15 protein-coding genes are annotated in these 15,204 nt (G+C 36.2%); 9 read left to right on the plus strand and 6 right to left on the minus strand.

Annotation, left to right across the window (positions count from 1 at the left end):
• Nucleotides 1-60 precede the first annotated feature (60 nt).
• The 3 genes from accC (at nucleotide 61) to KO493_RS03350 (ending at nucleotide 2,630) form a co-directional block, all read left to right on the plus strand.
• A complete protein-coding gene (accC, locus tag KO493_RS03340; RefSeq protein ID WP_216066530.1) occupies nucleotides 61-1,401 on the plus strand; it encodes an acetyl-CoA carboxylase biotin carboxylase subunit in 1,341 nt (446 codons plus the stop codon).
• A 91-nt stretch (nucleotides 1,402-1,492) separates the two neighbouring features.
• Complete coding sequence (gene mtgA / locus KO493_RS03345; RefSeq protein WP_216066804.1) at nucleotides 1,493-2,191, plus strand: monofunctional biosynthetic peptidoglycan transglycosylase; 699 nt, start codon at nucleotides 1,493-1,495, stop codon at nucleotides 2,189-2,191.
• Nucleotides 2,172-2,630, plus strand: coding sequence for a GreA/GreB family elongation factor (locus tag KO493_RS03350; protein WP_216066531.1), 459 nt, complete (start codon nucleotides 2,172-2,174; stop codon nucleotides 2,628-2,630). Before mtgA ends, KO493_RS03350 begins: the two co-directional genes overlap by 20 nt.
• A gap of 6 nt (nucleotides 2,631-2,636) precedes the next feature.
• Here the strand turns inward: KO493_RS03350 and KO493_RS03355 are convergent, their stop codons facing one another.
• The 5 genes from KO493_RS03355 to KO493_RS03375 form a co-directional block, all read right to left on the minus strand.
• A complete protein-coding gene (locus tag KO493_RS03355) occupies nucleotides 2,637-3,545 on the minus strand; it encodes an ABC transporter ATP-binding protein (RefSeq protein ID WP_216066532.1) in 909 nt (302 codons plus the stop codon).
• Nucleotides 3,546-3,815: 270 nt separating this feature from the next.
• Entirely contained in the window at nucleotides 3,816-5,912 is a 2,097-nt protein-coding gene (locus KO493_RS03360; RefSeq protein WP_436839520.1) for a prolyl oligopeptidase family serine peptidase, read from the minus strand.
• A gap of 210 nt (nucleotides 5,913-6,122) precedes the next feature.
• Nucleotides 6,123-7,112, minus strand: a complete 990-nt coding sequence (locus KO493_RS03365) for an aspartate-semialdehyde dehydrogenase (protein WP_216066534.1) — start codon at nucleotides 7,110-7,112, stop codon at nucleotides 6,123-6,125.
• A gap of 241 nt (nucleotides 7,113-7,353) precedes the next feature.
• A complete protein-coding gene (gene alr, locus KO493_RS03370) occupies nucleotides 7,354-8,463 on the minus strand; it encodes an alanine racemase (RefSeq protein ID WP_216066535.1) in 1,110 nt (369 codons plus the stop codon).
• Nucleotides 8,456-9,100, minus strand: coding sequence for a thymidine kinase (locus KO493_RS03375; RefSeq protein WP_216066536.1), 645 nt, complete (start codon nucleotides 9,098-9,100; stop codon nucleotides 8,456-8,458). The genes alr and KO493_RS03375 overlap by 8 nt, the downstream gene beginning before the upstream one ends.
• Nucleotides 9,101-9,365: 265 nt before the next feature.
• On the opposite strand from KO493_RS03375, the gene KO493_RS03380 reads away from it, so the two are divergent.
• The 4 genes from KO493_RS03380 to KO493_RS03395 all read left to right on the plus strand — a co-directional run bounded on the left by KO493_RS03380 (nucleotide 9,366) and on the right by KO493_RS03395 (nucleotide 11,959).
• The gene (locus KO493_RS03380; protein WP_216066537.1) at nucleotides 9,366-10,100 is read left to right on the plus strand and encodes a hypothetical protein; all 735 of its coding nucleotides are present in this window, start codon (nucleotides 9,366-9,368) and stop codon (nucleotides 10,098-10,100) included.
• Between the two features lie 26 nt (nucleotides 10,101-10,126).
• Entirely contained in the window at nucleotides 10,127-10,798 is a 672-nt protein-coding gene (gene rsmI / locus KO493_RS03385; RefSeq protein ID WP_216066538.1) for a 16S rRNA (cytidine(1402)-2'-O)-methyltransferase, read from the plus strand.
• An 81-nt stretch (nucleotides 10,799-10,879) separates the two neighbouring features.
• Nucleotides 10,880-11,113 (plus strand): hypothetical protein, encoded by a 234-nt coding sequence (locus KO493_RS03390; protein WP_216066539.1) that lies wholly within the window; start codon nucleotides 10,880-10,882, stop codon nucleotides 11,111-11,113.
• A 501-nt stretch (nucleotides 11,114-11,614) separates the two neighbouring features.
• Entirely contained in the window at nucleotides 11,615-11,959 is a 345-nt protein-coding gene (locus KO493_RS03395) for a HopJ type III effector protein (protein ID WP_216066540.1), read from the plus strand.
• A gap of 342 nt (nucleotides 11,960-12,301) precedes the next feature.
• On the opposite strand, the gene KO493_RS03400 is transcribed toward KO493_RS03395, so the two are convergent.
• Entirely contained in the window at nucleotides 12,302-12,892 is a 591-nt protein-coding gene (locus KO493_RS03400) for a carboxymuconolactone decarboxylase family protein (protein WP_216066541.1), read from the minus strand.
• Nucleotides 12,893-13,035: 143 nt separating this feature from the next.
• Here KO493_RS03400 and KO493_RS03405 point away from each other — a divergent pair, with 143 nt between their 5' ends.
• On the plus strand, nucleotides 13,036-13,458 hold the full coding sequence (locus KO493_RS03405; RefSeq protein ID WP_216066542.1) for an OsmC family protein: 423 nt from the start codon (nucleotides 13,036-13,038) through the stop codon (nucleotides 13,456-13,458).
• 17 nt (nucleotides 13,459-13,475) lie between these two features.
• Nucleotides 13,476-15,167 carry a single-stranded-DNA-specific exonuclease RecJ gene (recJ, locus tag KO493_RS03410; protein WP_216066543.1) on the plus strand — a complete coding sequence of 564 codons (1,692 nt, stop codon included), beginning with the start codon at nucleotides 13,476-13,478 and terminating at the stop codon, nucleotides 15,165-15,167.
• Nucleotides 15,168-15,204: the final 37 nt, after the last annotated feature.

Below are 15,204 nucleotides of genomic sequence, written 5' to 3' on the forward strand. Positions count from 1 at the left end.
TAGGTGAAAATATCTAATTATTGCATATTCCGATTTTCTATTTAATCTAATTCAAACAAGATGTTTAAAAAAATATTAATAGCCAATAGAGGAGAGATAGCACTTCGTGTTATTAGAACCTGTAAGGAAATGGGCATTAAAACCGTCGCTGTATATTCTACGGTCGATGAAGAAAGTCTACACGTAAAATTTGCTGATGAAGCGGTTTGTATTGGGCCAGCGGCAAGTAGCGAGTCTTATTTAAAAATGTCTAATATTATATCTGCAGCAGAAATTACTAATGCAGATGCCATTCATCCAGGTTACGGATTCTTATCTGAAAACGCAAAATTCTCAAAAATTTGTGAAGAACACGGTATTAAATTTATCGGAGCTTCTCCAGAAATGATTGATAGAATGGGGGATAAGGCCAATGCCAAGGCAACCATGAAAGCTGCGGGCGTACCATGTGTACCAGGTAGTGAAGGTGTTATTGAATCGTTTGAAGAATGCGAGAAAATAGCCGAAGAAACCGGTTATCCAGTGATGCTTAAAGCTTCAGCTGGTGGTGGTGGTAAAGGGATGCGTGGTGTTTTTAAGAAAGAAGATCTTAGAGATGCCTGGGATTCTGCGAGACAGGAATCTAAAGCGGCCTTTGGAAATGACGATATGTACATGGAGAAACTTATTGAAGAACCAAGACATATTGAAATTCAAATTGTTGGTGATTCTACCGGTAAAGCATGTCACTTATCAGAAAGAGATTGCTCTGTTCAACGTCGTCATCAAAAATTAACAGAAGAAGTACCTTCTCCATTCATGACTGCAGCATTGCGTAAAAAAATGGGCGAAGCCGCTGTAAAAGCAGCAGAATATATTAAGTACGAAGGTGCTGGAACTATCGAATTTTTAGTAGATAAACACAGAAACTTCTACTTCATGGAAATGAATACGCGTATTCAAGTAGAGCACCCAATTACCGAACAAGTTATTGATTTCGATTTAATTCGTGAGCAAATTTTAGTGGCTGCCGGTGTGCCAATTTCAGGTAAAAACTACTTGCCAAAATTACACTCTATAGAATGTAGAATTAATGCTGAAGATCCTTTTAATGGTTTTAGACCATCACCAGGAATGATTACAACATTACATGCGCCAGGAGGTCATGGTGTACGTTTAGATACTCATGTTTATGCTGGTTACGCTATTCCACCAAATTACGATTCTATGATTGCTAAGTTGATTACAACGGCGCAAACGAGAGAAGAAGCGATCAATAAAATGAAACGTGCTTTAGATGAGTTTGTAATTGAGGGTATTAAAACAACGATTCCTTTCCACAGACAGTTAATGGATCATCCAGATTATTTGGCTGGTAATTATACTACCAAGTTTATGGAAGATTTTGTTATGGAAAAATAATAATATCATAAATGATTAAAACTCCGGAAGCGATTTCGGAGTTTTTTTATGCTCTAATTTTAGTATTATTGCTAAAAATTATACGTGTTTGATGAAGGGTTTATTGCGGTTTTTATTAAAAATTTGTTTTTGGTTTGTTGTGTTATCATTAGGTTTGGTACTCCTGTTTAAATGGGCTCCAGTACCTTTTACGCCCTTAATGGCTTTTCGTTATTTTGAAAAGGATAGCAAGAAAATATTAAAACACGATTGGGTTTCCATGGACGCTATTTCTAAAAACCTACAACTTGCCGTTATTTGTAGTGAAGATCAAAATTTTTTGAAGCACAATGGTTTTGATTATAAAGCCATTGAAAAAGCCATAACTTCGAATAATAAAGGTAAGAGATTAAAAGGAGGCAGCACGATTAGCCAGCAAACCGCTAAAAATGTATTTCTTTGGCCAGAGCGTAGCTGGTTAAGAAAAGGTTTCGAAGCGTATTTTACCTTTTTAATAGAGCTTTGTTGGTCTAAAGAGCGCACTCTAGAAGTGTATCTAAACAGTATTGAAATGGGCAACGGCATTTATGGCGCAGAAGCCGCATCACAATATTGGTTTAAAAAGCCAGCTAAGAACTTAACTAAATATGAAGCAGCAGCGGTAGCTGCTATTTTACCTAGCCCTAGAAAATATAAAGCATCACCAGCAACAGCCTATATACAATCAAGAAAAGCGTGGATTGTTAAGCAAATGCGTTATTTTGGAACCCTAAAGTTTGAAAAGAAAGATCATGGAAAAGGAAAACATTAAGGCCGAGCTGTATATTTTGTGTCAAGCTTTTGTTGAAAGTAGGTTTGAAACCATTCAAAATACGATTAGCGAAATTCAGGAATCTTTAACTTCTGAAACCAAAAGTAGTGCCGGTGATAAGCATGAAACTGGACGTGCTATGCTTCAGTTGGAACGTGAGAAGGCAGGAAATCAATTGGCCGAAATTCAAAAAATAAAAGAAATTTTAGCTAAGGTGAATCCAGATTCATCATCTAAAACCATTGGTTTAGGTAGTGTGGTGTATACCAACAAGGCTAATTATTTTATCGCGATAAGCGCTGGAGAATTACTTTTTAAGGATGAACGGTTTTATGCGATTTCTGCGAATACACCTATTGGTCAGTTGCTCTTGGGAAAAACCAAGGGGGATACCGTGACTTTTAGAACTGATAGTTTTGAAATCAAAGATGTCTTTTAATTTTTTTTATTTCACTGAAACAAATACGATATCTGATAGATTAAGCGCTGTATCATGTTCAAAAAAAATGGTTTGATTATTTAATTCAGCTTCAATCAAATAAAAATGCCCTTTAAAGAAAACACGTTTAACCGTAGCTTGCCATTTTGAGTGTTTTACTACATGTAATTGATGTGCATAGATAATTTCCCCAGCGATCGTATTAAACTCTCCAAAAAAAGAGGCGATTAAAGGTTTTTTAGGGCTTTTAAATAATTTTTCGGGGGAATTGTTCTCTACAATTTTATTGTTGTTTAAAACGATCATATGGTCTGCAAAACCAAGAACATCTTCTTTATCATGAGTCGCGACTACACAGCTAATATTTTTTTCTTTAAGGTACTTAAAAACATTACGGCGTAAACTTTGTTTTTTAAAGTTGTCAATATGGCTAAAAGGTTCATCTAAAAGCATGATTTCTGGTTGTTTGGCCAACGCACGAGCTAAAGCTACACGCTGTTTTTGGCCACCACTTAAAATTTTAACTTTTGTTTTGGCAAAAGCTGTGAGTTCTACAACTTCTAGTAATTCGGCTGTACGTTCTTTTTTTTCTTCGGGATAAAAGTTAGACAGGAACTTACCTATGTTTTCTTCAACCGAAATAAAAGGCATCAAGTCAAATTCTTGAGCTACATATTTCATGAAATCGTAACCCACAACGAGATTAAATTTCGGACCAAGAATTTCTTGATCCTTCCAGAAAATATGGCCATCATCTAAATCATATTCGCCGTACAGGACTTTTAAAAGCGTACTTTTTCCGCAGCCACTTTCTCCAATAATGGCAAGATGTTCTCCTGGTTGTACTTGAAATGAAATATCATTTAAAACAGGCTTTTTATGGTAAGAAAAAGTAAGGTGTTCTACGCTAAGCATATAAGGTGTGTTCCGCGGGAATAGATTGCGTTTTTTAAATTTGTAAACGCGCAAATTTATTCAAAAAATAACAAAAGTAAATAAGATACTTTGAGATTAAATATCTTCCGTTATACAACAAGTCTGTTTTAAAATAATTGATAGCATTATTTCTTGCTCTAAATCTTTTAAACGAGAACCTGCTGTTATAAACAAAAAGGCCAAATTCAATAATCATGAAATTTAGCCTTTTTGTTTAAGATGTATTTTGTACTACTCGGTTACTTCGGTTTAATTACTATTTGGTAAGGTTTCAAAATCCATATTATAAAGTGTGAAGCCAAAAATATCGGCATATTGATCAATTATTTTACTTACAGGTGTCCCTGCGCCATGGCCAGCATCGGTTTCGATTCTGATTAAAACTGGGTGATTACCAGTTTGATTTGCTTGTAAAGCTGCAGCAAATTTAAAACTATGTGCTGGAACCACACGGTCGTCGTGATCGCCAGTAGTTACCAAGGTGGCTGGGTATTGAATGTCTTGTTTTACTTGATGCACTGGCGAATAGGCTTTAAGGTATTCAAACATTGCTTTACTGTCTTCAGAAGTTCCATAATCGTAGGCCCAACCTGCTCCAGAGGTAAATGTGTGGTAACGTAGCATGTCTAAAACGCCAACAGCCGGTAAGGCCACACGCATTAAATCGGGGCGTTGTGTTAGGGTTGCTCCAACCAATAATCCGCCGTTGGATCCGCCGCGAACGGCTAAGAATTCAGACGATGTATAGTTGTTTTTAATTAAATATTCTCCAGCTGCTATGAAATCGTCGAATACATTTTGTTTTTGCATTTTGGTACCTGCATCATGCCATGCTTTACCATATTCGCCGCCACCGCGTAAATTTGGAACAGCATAAATACCACCTTGTTCCATCCAAACGGCGTTTGCGATGCTAAATGAAGGGGTTAAACTGATGTTGAAACCACCATAAGCATATAGCATTGTAGGGTTTTTTCCGTTTAATTTTAAACCTTTTTTATGTGTAATCATCATCGGTACTTTAGTACCATCTTTTGAAGTATAAAAGACTTGATGACTTTCGTAATCACTACTATTAAAATCTATGGATGGTTGCCAATATGATTTGACTTCGCCTGTTTCAGTGTTTAAACTGTAGTTGCTGCCTGGTGTGTAATAATTTGTAAAGTGAAAATAATCTATGTTTTCATCTTTTTTACTACCAAAACCACTTGCTGTTCCAAGTCCAGGTAGTTTGATTTCCCTAACTAAAGTACCATCAAAATTATATTGCTTAACTTTAGAAATGGCATCTACCATATAGTGTGCTAAGATATAATTACCACTTGTTGCGGGCGATAAAACTTGCTCAGTCTCTGGGATTAAATCGACCCAATTTTCTGGAGTTGGGTTTGAGGCATCAACAGTAACAATTTTTTTATTAGGCGCATCTAAATTCGTTTCTAAAAATAGCTTACTGCCTTGGTTGGTTAAAACTTGTGTATCGCTATTGTCGTGATCTAATATGCTAACAAAGGGACTGTTTGGTTTGCTTAGATCTTTTAATAATAATTTATTTCCTGAAGTAGAGATACTTAGTGATAAAAGTAGATATTTATCATCTTCGGTGACATGGGCTGTAGTATATCTGTGTTTTTCTTCTGGAGTACCACCGTAAATTAAGGTGTCTTCATTTTGTGGTGTTCCTAATTTGTGATAATATACTTTATGTTGATCTGTTTTGGCCGAAAGTTCGCTACCCTTTGGTTTGTCGTAACTCGAGTAATAGAAACCTTCATTTTTAAACCAAGAAAGCCCTGAGAATTTAATATCGACAAGGGTGTCTTCCGTTATTTCTTTAGTTTCAGTATCCATGATGATTACTTTGCGCCAATCGCTACCACCTTCTGAAATAGAATAGGCTAAAATTTCACCATTTTTAGAAAAACTTAAGGCGCCCAAGGAAACCGTGCCATCCATTGAAAATGTATTTGGATCTAAGAAAATTTCAGGGGCGCCATCTCCTTTTTTTCTATAAATCACATGTTGGTTTTGTAAGCCATCATTTTTATAAAAATAGGTATAATCGCCTTCAATAAAGGGAGCGCCTACTTTTTCGTAGTTCCAAAGTTCGGAAAGTCTTTGTTTTAAGGTATCTCTATATGGAATTTGCTTTAAGTAATCGTTTGTTGCTTTGTTTTCTGCAACCACCCAAGCCTCTGTTTCTGGACTTCTATCATCTTCTAACCAGCGGTAAGGGTCTTTAACTTTAACCCCAAAATAAGTATCAACGCTGTCTACTTTTTTGCTTTCTGGATATGAGGCTAAAATTTTGTGCTTTTTACTTTCGTTTTGTTTGCAGGCCATAAAAATTGTTAGGACTAATACTGAACATAGGGTTTTATACATAATTGAATACTTTTATAGTTTCAAAAATAAGGAAAACCAAACAGAAATCTTACATTTTAGTAAGGTATGGTGGGTAATACGTTTTAAATTTCATTGCTTTGGTGGCCAAAACAAAAAAAACTCCTACATAAGTCTGCAGGAGTTAAACTTTATAAAGTTAAAGATGAATTAAACTAATTCATTTTTAATTAGGTATTCAGCAATTTGAATCGTGTTTGTTGCAGCACCTTTTCTAAGGTTGTCGGCAACAATCCACATGTTTAAGGTGTTTGGTTGTGTTTCATCACGTCTAATACGACCAACAAAAACATCATCCTTATCATGTGCATAAATTGGCATTGGGTAAGAGTTTGTAGCGGTGTTATCTTGCACAACAACCCCTGGAGTTTCGCTTAATATTTTGCGAACTTCAGCCAAATCGAAATCATTTTCAAACTGTACGTTTACAGATTCAGAATGCCCACCAGCCGTTGGAATTCTTACCGCTGTAGCGGAAACAGAAAACGTGCTATCACTTAATATTTTTTGTGGTTCTTGAGCTAATTTCATTTCCTCTTTAGTGTAACCGTTTTCTAAGAAAACATCACAATGTGGTAATGCATTTCTACCAATAGGATAAGGGTAAGCCATTTCACCATCAATACCTGCGATTTCATTTTCCAATTGTTTCACAGCTTTTACACCTGTTCCTGAAACCGATTGATATGTTGAAACTACAACACGTTTCATCGTGAAAGCTTTATGTAATGGCGCTAATGCCATAACCAATTGAATGGTTGAGCAGTTAGGGTTTGCTATAATTTTATCTTCTTTAGTTAATTCATTTGCGTTAATTTCTGGAACTACTAATTTTTTAGTAGGATCCATACGCCATGCAGAAGAATTGTCCACTACAGTTGTACCAGCTTCGGCAAATTTTGGAGCCCATTCTACAGAAGTGTCTCCACCAGCTGAAAATAAAGCAATATCAGGACGCATAGAAACAGCTGTTTCTAATCCAACCACTTTATAATCGGTTCCTTTATAGGTTATTGTTTTTCCAACAGAGCGCTCTGAGGCAACAGGAATTAATTCTGTTACTGGGAAATTACGTTCTGCAAGAACTTTTAACATCACTTCGCCAACCATACCTGTGGCTCCAACAACTGCAACTTTCATAATGAATCTTTTTTCTAATTATAATAATATTCTGAAAGGCAAAACTAAGTATTAATTCTATTTTTGAATCTAAAAAAAGCCCTCATTTTCAGAAAACAAAGGCTTTTTAACAACAAATAACACGTTGTTATATATTTAACAGATGTTTATTTTTTTAACAATCGCCTAATTTTATTGATTTTAATCTCTTGAGACGGCCTGCTTTTAGATATGCTGAGGTAAGGTGGTTGCGAGCGTTTAGCTATGACGCAATGATAACGCGCATAACGCGTTGAGAAATATGAGTAATAAGTTCGTAGGAAATGGTGTTCGCAGTTTCAGCTAATGTTTCAGCATTTGGGGATTCTCCAAAAATAATAACTTCATCACCTTCTTCGCAATCAATATCTGTAACGTTTACCATGATCATGTCCATACAAACATTACCAATAATGGGTGCTCTTTTGCCATGAATGGTTACAAAACCTTTACCATGGCCATACTGTCTGCCAATACCATCGGCATGACCAATGGGTAGGGTTGCAGAGCGTAGAGTTCCTGTGGCTTTATAGCCGCGATTGTATCCGATAGATTCACCTTCAATAATGTCGTGAATTTGTGAAATCACTGTTTTTAAGGTTCCTATGGGTTTAAAAAACTTATTTTCCTTTTCGGAATTCCCAAAACCATAGAGTCCGATGCCAGAACGTACCATATCAAAATGCGCATCGGGATAATTTAAAATACCCGATGTATTACAAATATGATGCAGTGGTTTATAACCCACTTGTTTGGTGAAGTTTTCAGCAATAGATTTAAAATCTTTAATCTGGTTTAGGGTGAACTCTTTTTCGTTGAAATCTTCACTGGCTGCCAAATGAGAAAGTAGCGATACTACTTTTAAAGTTTTGGTTTCAGACAGTAAATTTGATATCATATCTACATCTGTATGCCAAAATCCTAATCTGTTTAAACCCGTATTAAACTTGAGGTGAACAGGGTAATCAGTAATATTTTTTTCAGAAAGTGCGGCAATAAATTCTTTTAATATTTTTATGTTATACAAACTCGGTTCCAAATTGTTTTCTAATAACATATCGAAGTTTACAATTTGTGGATGCAAAACTAAAATAGGAGCTGTAACACCACCTTTTCGTAGCGCGAGACCTTCTTCAATGTAAGCAACAGCAAAATAATCGACACCCAATTTTTCTAAATAAAGCGCAATTTCACAAGAGTCACTTCCGTAGGCATAGGCTTTTACTACGGCCATAAATTTGGTTTCCGGCTTTAATTTCGATTTTAAATAATCAAAATTATGTTCGAGTGCTTTTAAGTTGATTTCAAGCACGGTTTCTTGTGCTTTAGGCATCTTGATCCTTTTTATTGTTTAGTTCTTCACCATCATTAACTTTCATGTTTCTCACTTTATCACGTGTCATCGCTTTGTAATACGCAGCGCGACTTAATGGTTCGTACTCATTAACTTCCCCTAATAAAACCAAGCTATCATTTTTATTTTTTCGGTAACTATACTGGGCTAAATTTCCTGTTCTTGTACAAACAGCATGTACCTTAGTTACGTATTCTGCAGTGGCCATTAAATTTGGCATAGGACCAAAAGGATTGCCTTTAAAATCCATGTCTAATCCAGCAACAATAACACGAACCCCTTTGTTGGCTAAATCGTTGCAAACGCGTACAATTTCATCATCAAAAAACTGGGCTTCATCTATACCTACGACATCACAACCATCTGCCAGAATAGGGATGTTAGCAGCTGCAGGAACCGGCGTAGAGCGAATTTCATTGGCGTCGTGCGAAACCACCATGTCTTCATCATAACGAACATCGAGTGCTGGTTTAAAGATTTCAACTTTTTGTCTCGCGATTTGTGCACGTTTTAATCGGCGAATAAGCTCTTCCGTTTTACCAGAAAACATCGAGCCACAGATCACTTCAATCCAGCCAAATTGTTCTTTATGATTTACTGTATTTTCAAGAAACATTTTGTAATTTTAACAAGGAACTTTTTTTAACTTTTAATTGAAGCGAAAATAAGTTATTTTGCGACTAGTAATAAGCTTTTATGACTTGCATAGCTTGACTATGGAAAGGGAAAAAGCCGAAAAACTAGAGCAAAAGAGCTTTTTTAGCCAATTTAAAATGTTGAAACGAGTTCATTAAACAAAGGAAATATTCGTTTGCATAAAGGTGGCGCAAATTTATTAAAAATCAAAAGCCCACGCTGCAATAATTAAAATTTTATAAACAATGAAGAAGAAGTTAGAATCGGATCTTGTTAGTATTGCACACAGAATTCTTAAACTAAAAGGGAAAGAGGATGTTGTGAAATTGCAAGCGGAAGCGGGAGCACTTTATGAGGCGCTTACCGTATTAAAATTTGCAGAGGAAAATTTTGATGGTGAATTACCAAAAATCGGCAATGATTCTTCCTTTTTTGGCATGTTAGACAGTGCTTTTAATAATAAAGTGAGTGATAATATTGAAATAGAAGATAAAATTTACGTCAATTTTGATGATGCTAATCGCGAGGTGATTACCGAACCCGCCATGTCTAAAATAAAGGATATGCTGGAGTTTATGCCGGAAGAACCGGAAGAGGTTGAAGCGGTTTTTGAGGAAGCCATTCCACCGGTAACTAAATTAAATGATGATTTTGAAGAAATCACCGAGGGTTTTAAAGATATGCCTATTTTTGACCCCGTTCCAAATCATGTTTCGAACCAAAAGAAATCACTGAATGATAAATTGAAATTTGGTGGATTCAATATTGGTCTAAACGATAAAATTGCTTTTATAAAGCATTTGTTTGACGGTAAAAATGAAGATTACGATCGTGTGATTTCGCAATTAAACACCATTGATACCTTGGCAAATGCTAGAGATTTTATTCAGAATATGGTGAAACCAGATTACAACAACTGGAGTGGAAAAGAAGAATTTGAAGAACGATTTATTGAAATTATAGAAGGCAAATTCAATTAAAACGAACGCCTTTTCTACCTGTGCCCATGAGTAAACTTTACATTGTACCCACTCCCATTGGGAATTTAAAAGACATGACTTTTAGAGCTATTGAAGTTTTAAAAGATGTCGATTTAATATTAGCCGAAGACACACGAACTTCGGGAAAACTCCTAAAGCATTATGAAATTTCAACGCATATGCAATCGCATCACATGCATAACGAGCATAAAACGGTCGATGCTATCATTCAGAAGTTAAAAGGAGGGACTACGGTGGCCTTAATTAGTGATGCAGGAACGCCGGCGATTTCAGATCCTGGATTTTTGTTGTCACGGGCATGTATTGAAAATGATATTCCAATAGATTGTTTACCTGGAGCTACAGCTTTTGTGCCTGCTTTGGTAAATTCCGGACTTCCAAACGATAAGTTTGTGTTTGAAGGTTTTTTGCCCGTTAAAAAAGGACGGCAAACACGTTTACTGCTTTTAGCTGAAGAAACAAGAACCATCATTTTTTATGAGAGTCCGCATAAATTGGTAAAAACTTTAGGGCATTTTTGCGAATATTTTGGTGAAGACAGAACGGTTTCTGTTTCCAGAGAATTAACCAAAATGTTTGAAGAAACCGTTAGGGGCACAGCCAAAGAAGTTTTGGAACATTACACCAATAAACCACCAAAAGGCGAGATAGTTATTGTTGTGGAAGGGAAGAAGTAAGGCTTATAGCTGAACCTTTGGCAACCGTTAAAATCACGTTCTAAAATTGAATGTTTAGATTAAATTTGTAAATTTGATAATATGGATTTAAGCTTAGAAAATAAAAAAATAGAATTAATTCAATGGTTATCAACTTTGGATGATACTTCCTTGATTGATAAGCTAATGAGATTGAGAGAAAAGGAGAAAAATGATTGGTGGAATGAAATTTCTGCAAAAGAAAAAGAGTCTATTGAGAAAGGAATCCAGGAAGCCGATAACGGAAAATTGACTTCTCACTCAAACGTGAAAGGAATTTATGAAAAGTGGCTATAAAATTCTTTGGACTGACCATGCCATATCTGAGCTGATAGAAACTATTGAATATCTTGAGAACAAATGGACTGAAAGAGAATTAAGAACATTCTCTGCAAAATTAGATCATACCATAGAATTGATTTCAAAATCCCCAGAAATTTTTCCAGTATCATTCGAAAAAAAAATATTCGAAAAGCTGTAGTCGAAAAACACAATAATCTTTATTACAGAATTAATAAAAATTCTGTAGAGATTGTTTCTTTGTTTTCAAACAAAAAGAATCCGAAGAAGAAAAAACTATAAAAACCGTTGCTTAACAATGCTATAAGTAATTGCTATTTCTCACTTACTTTGGAAATTCGTATGGAGTTTCCAAGTTGGAATGTACTTGTGAAATTGAGTACTAACCCACGTAACTACGCATAGACAAGACAGTCATAAAACATACGCCGCTTCAAACTTGTTTTTCCTTAAATTTTATGAAGAATTATTGAAATGGTGTTTAAAAAAAATATTAAAATGAATATAGAAACTTTTAAAAACAAATTACAAGCGAATGCAAAAACCATTGCTTTTGCTGATACCATGAGTACTATAGAGGCTAACTATACTTTTACACCAACAGCCTTTATAAATGGCGCCTTAAAAAATACTGCAGGTGAAAATTCAGGGTCTTGTAAGCTGTTCGCTTTTGCGAAGAAACAAGGCTTTACAAAAGAAGAAACATTGGCCTGCTTTGGTAAATTTTATTTTGAAGATGTTTTAGAGGACCCAAATGGTTCGGGACACCAAAATATTAGAAACTTTATGAAAACAGGTTTTGAAGGTTTGGTTTTCGAAGGAGACGCTTTAACGGAAAAATAGATGACTGCTATAATCTGAACGGTTTTTTGTTATCCTGGAAAAGGCAAAACAGGCGATTTACCACCTCGAAAAGAATGTGCTCCCCAGTGGCATGGAGCTCTTTTTGATGAGCTTGATCAGGTAGAACACGTGCTTTTAATAGGCATGTATGCTCAAAAATATTATATAAGACAGGCCGCCAAGAAAACCTTTACGAAACCGGTTTTGGCTCACAAAAAACCCTTGGTTTGAGGTTGAGGTATTGCCTAAGTTGAGGTCTAGAGTTAAAAACTTGATGTAATTACTTGGCTTCAGTTTAAACGTTATAAAAATCAATTGTAAATCTACATCGTACGAACATCTTTAAATATGCTTCCCCTTTTCCCAGCCATGTTTGCCTAAGTATTGTTCACCACTTTCCACGGCGTCACTTTCAATAGTAGTAGCCATACTATCATTCCATCTGTTTAAATATCCAAATAATGAGATGACCCCAAGAATCTCTACTATTTCACCTTCATCCCAATATTTATTCAATCGTTTTTTTATGGCTTCATCAACCGCATTTGGCACTTGCGACACAGCTAAGCTAAAATCTAGGGCAGCGCGCTCTGCTTCATTAAAAGCAGGGTGGCTTCGGTATTCCCAAATATGATCTAGTTGTTCTTGTTCGGCACCATAACGCTCAGCAGCTCGAATGGCATGCGCTTGACAATACCTACAGCCCGTGGCGTTACTAGACACCCAGGCTATCATACGTTTTAAAGCAGAAGTTACACGGCCTTCGTTGGCCATCACCGCTTTATTCAAATTAATAAAAGCTTTACTAATGGCTGGTCGGCGCTGCATAGTGAGCACAGAATTAGGGCAAAAGCCTAAAGTTTCATTGAAAAAAGTGGCCAATTCTTTGGTTTCTAAATCATGATCGGCAGATAAAGGTGTTACTAAAGGCATAATTATTTTTTTAAGTAGTATTTTTGAATTTACAAGAGCCATCATTAATAAAAGTTAGTGTTCTACCAAGACTCTTGTTGACGATACGCGTATCAGATTTTATAAAATGAATTTATTACAATAAACGAAAAAAAATAATAAGCATGGCAGTACAGGTTTCCACAAAATGGTTAGGCGAGATGCGATTTGAAAGCACAAATCCTTCAGGACATAATTTATTTATAGATGCAGGTGAAGAAAACGGCGGAAAAGGTGAAGGTTACAGACCAAAAGCGTTAATGCTTTCAGGTTTAGCAGGTTGTTCTGGGTTAGATGTGGCTTCATTAATTAAAAAGATGAAGTTAAAGGTTGATGATTTTAAAGTAGATATCGACGCTAATCTTACCGATGTAGATCCTAAATTTTATGACAAAGTGACCATGAGTTTTCATTTTTATGGGGCTGAATTAAATGAAAAAAAGTTACAAAGAGCGGTAGATTTATCGGTTGAAAAATACTGTGGCGTGATGGAGATGTTTCGTCAGTTTGCTGCATTAGATGTACAAACCCATTTTCATAAAAATTAACTTTCAGAATTTAATTAATGCGTTGGACTTTAAAACCAATTCCACCCTCAGAAAAGGTGAAATCCTTAGCAAGCACCCTTAAAATTGAACCTATTTTAGCCCGTTTATTGGTGCAAAGGGGTATCGAAACTTACGAGGAAGCCAAGCAGTTTTTCAGGCCTAGTTTTGACGATTTACACGATCCATTCTTAATGAAAGACATGGGTAAAGCCGTGGCACGTATTGAAAGTGCTCTTGAAAACAACGAGAATATTTTGGTTTACGGCGATTATGATGTAGACGGCACAACGTCTGTAGCATTAATGTCTACTTACCTAAAGACTAAACATGAGCTGGTTTACAGCTACATTCCCGATCGCTACGGCGAAGGCTATGGGGTGTCGTATAAAGGGATTGATTTTGCTTCAGAAAATGATTTCACCCTCATAATCGCGTTAGACTGTGGTGTAAAAGCCATTGAAAAGGTAGAATACGCCAAAAAATTAGGTATTGATTTTATCATTTGTGATCACCACAGACCTGGCGATTCGATTCCTGATGCTGTGGCCGTTTTAGACCCTAAACGTGAAGATTGCAATTATCCTTTTAAAGAATTATGTGGTTGTGGTGTTGGGTTTAAATTAATTCAAGCTTTAGCCTCAAAAGAAGGAAAAACAGCCGAAGATTTAACCGAATATTTAGATCTTGTAGCCACAGCTATTGGTGCCGATATTGTCCCTATTAATGGGGAAAACCGAGCGCTTTCTTATTTTGGTTTGCAGGTTATAAATAGCACCCCTAGACCAGGTATTCAAGCCATTTTAAAACAGGTGAATAAAACCGAGTTTACCATTACCGATGTGGTGTTTATTGTCGCGCCCAGAATTAATGCGGCTGGCCGTATGAAACATGGTAATTATGCGGTCACTTTACTATCTGAACAAGATCCTGATTTGGCCGAAAAATATGCAGGAGAAATTAACGATTATAACTTAGATCGCCGTGAAACAGATAAACAAATTACTGAAGAAGCCCTTCAACAAATCGAAGCTCTTAAAGAACAAAACCGCCTTACTACTGTTGTTTACCACGAAACTTGGCATAAAGGTGTTATTGGCATTGTGGCTTCTCGATTAACTGAAACCTATTACAGACCTACTTTAGTTTTTACCAAGAGTGGCGATAAATTAGCAGCTTCGGCACGCTCGGTGAAGGGGTTTGATGTTTACAATGCCTTGGAAGCGTGCCAGGAACATATTGAGCAGTTTGGAGGACATAAATATGCTGCAGGTCTCACGCTTGAAGAAAAGAATTATGAGGCCTTTAAAGCAGCTTTTGATGACGTAGTATCTAAAACCATAGATCGAAATTTATTGACTCCTGAGGTTCAAATTGATGCCCAGCTGGATTTAAACGAGATTACGCCTAAGTTTTATCGCATTTTAAAACAGTTTGCACCATACGGCCCGAGTAATATGTCTCCCATTTTTATGACCGAAAATCTAACTGATACCGGATACGGAAAATGTGTTGGCGCCGATCAAACCCATTTAAGATTAACCGTTAAACAACCACAGACTTCTGCCCAGTTTGTGTGTATTGGTTTTGGACTGGGTGATAAGTTAGAGTTGGCTACAAGCCGCAAGCCGTTTTCTGCTATTTATGCTATTGATGAAAATGAATGGCAGGGTAATGTGTCGTTGCAGTTGCGCTTGAAGGATATCAAATAGTATTTCATTGCTGTATCTTGTAATTTAGTTTTCAAGC

It is taken from the genome of Pseudotamlana agarivorans, from assembly GCF_018860245.1.
Classification (GTDB): domain Bacteria; phylum Bacteroidota; class Bacteroidia; order Flavobacteriales; family Flavobacteriaceae; genus Pseudotamlana; species Pseudotamlana agarivorans_A.

Bases quoted from the DNA above. Each gene is read 5' to 3' on its own strand.
- accC (WP_216066530.1), top strand. From the start codon at position 61: ATGTTTAAAAAAATATTAATAGCCAATAGAGGAGAGATAGCACTTCGT.
- KO493_RS03380 (WP_216066537.1), top strand. From the start codon at position 9,366: ATGAAGAAGAAGTTAGAATCGGATCTTGTTAGTATTGCACACAGAATT.
- KO493_RS03395 (WP_216066540.1), top strand. From the start codon at position 11,615: ATGAATATAGAAACTTTTAAAAACAAATTACAAGCGAATGCAAAAACC.
- mtgA (WP_216066804.1), top strand. From the start codon at position 1,493: ATGAAGGGTTTATTGCGGTTTTTATTAAAAATTTGTTTTTGGTTTGTT.
- rsmI (WP_216066538.1), top strand. From the start codon at position 10,127: ATGAGTAAACTTTACATTGTACCCACTCCCATTGGGAATTTAAAAGAC.
- KO493_RS03390 (WP_216066539.1), top strand. From the start codon at position 10,880: ATGGATTTAAGCTTAGAAAATAAAAAAATAGAATTAATTCAATGGTTA.
- KO493_RS03350 (WP_216066531.1), top strand. From the start codon at position 2,172: ATGGAAAAGGAAAACATTAAGGCCGAGCTGTATATTTTGTGTCAAGCT.
- recJ (WP_216066543.1), top strand. From the start codon at position 13,476: ATGCGTTGGACTTTAAAACCAATTCCACCCTCAGAAAAGGTGAAATCC.
- KO493_RS03405 (WP_216066542.1), top strand. From the start codon at position 13,036: ATGGCAGTACAGGTTTCCACAAAATGGTTAGGCGAGATGCGATTTGAA.
- KO493_RS03400 (WP_216066541.1), bottom strand. From the start codon at position 12,892: ATGCCTTTAGTAACACCTTTATCTGCCGATCATGATTTAGAAACCAAA.
- KO493_RS03375 (WP_216066536.1), bottom strand. From the start codon at position 9,100: ATGTTTCTTGAAAATACAGTAAATCATAAAGAACAATTTGGCTGGATT.
- KO493_RS03360 (WP_436839520.1), bottom strand. From the start codon at position 5,912: ATGGCCTGCAAACAAAACGAAAGTAAAAAGCACAAAATTTTAGCCTCA.
- KO493_RS03355 (WP_216066532.1), bottom strand. From the start codon at position 3,545: ATGCTTAGCGTAGAACACCTTACTTTTTCTTACCATAAAAAGCCTGTT.
- KO493_RS03365 (WP_216066534.1), bottom strand. From the start codon at position 7,112: ATGAAAGTTGCAGTTGTTGGAGCCACAGGTATGGTTGGCGAAGTGATG.
- alr (WP_216066535.1), bottom strand. From the start codon at position 8,463: ATGCCTAAAGCACAAGAAACCGTGCTTGAAATCAACTTAAAAGCACTC.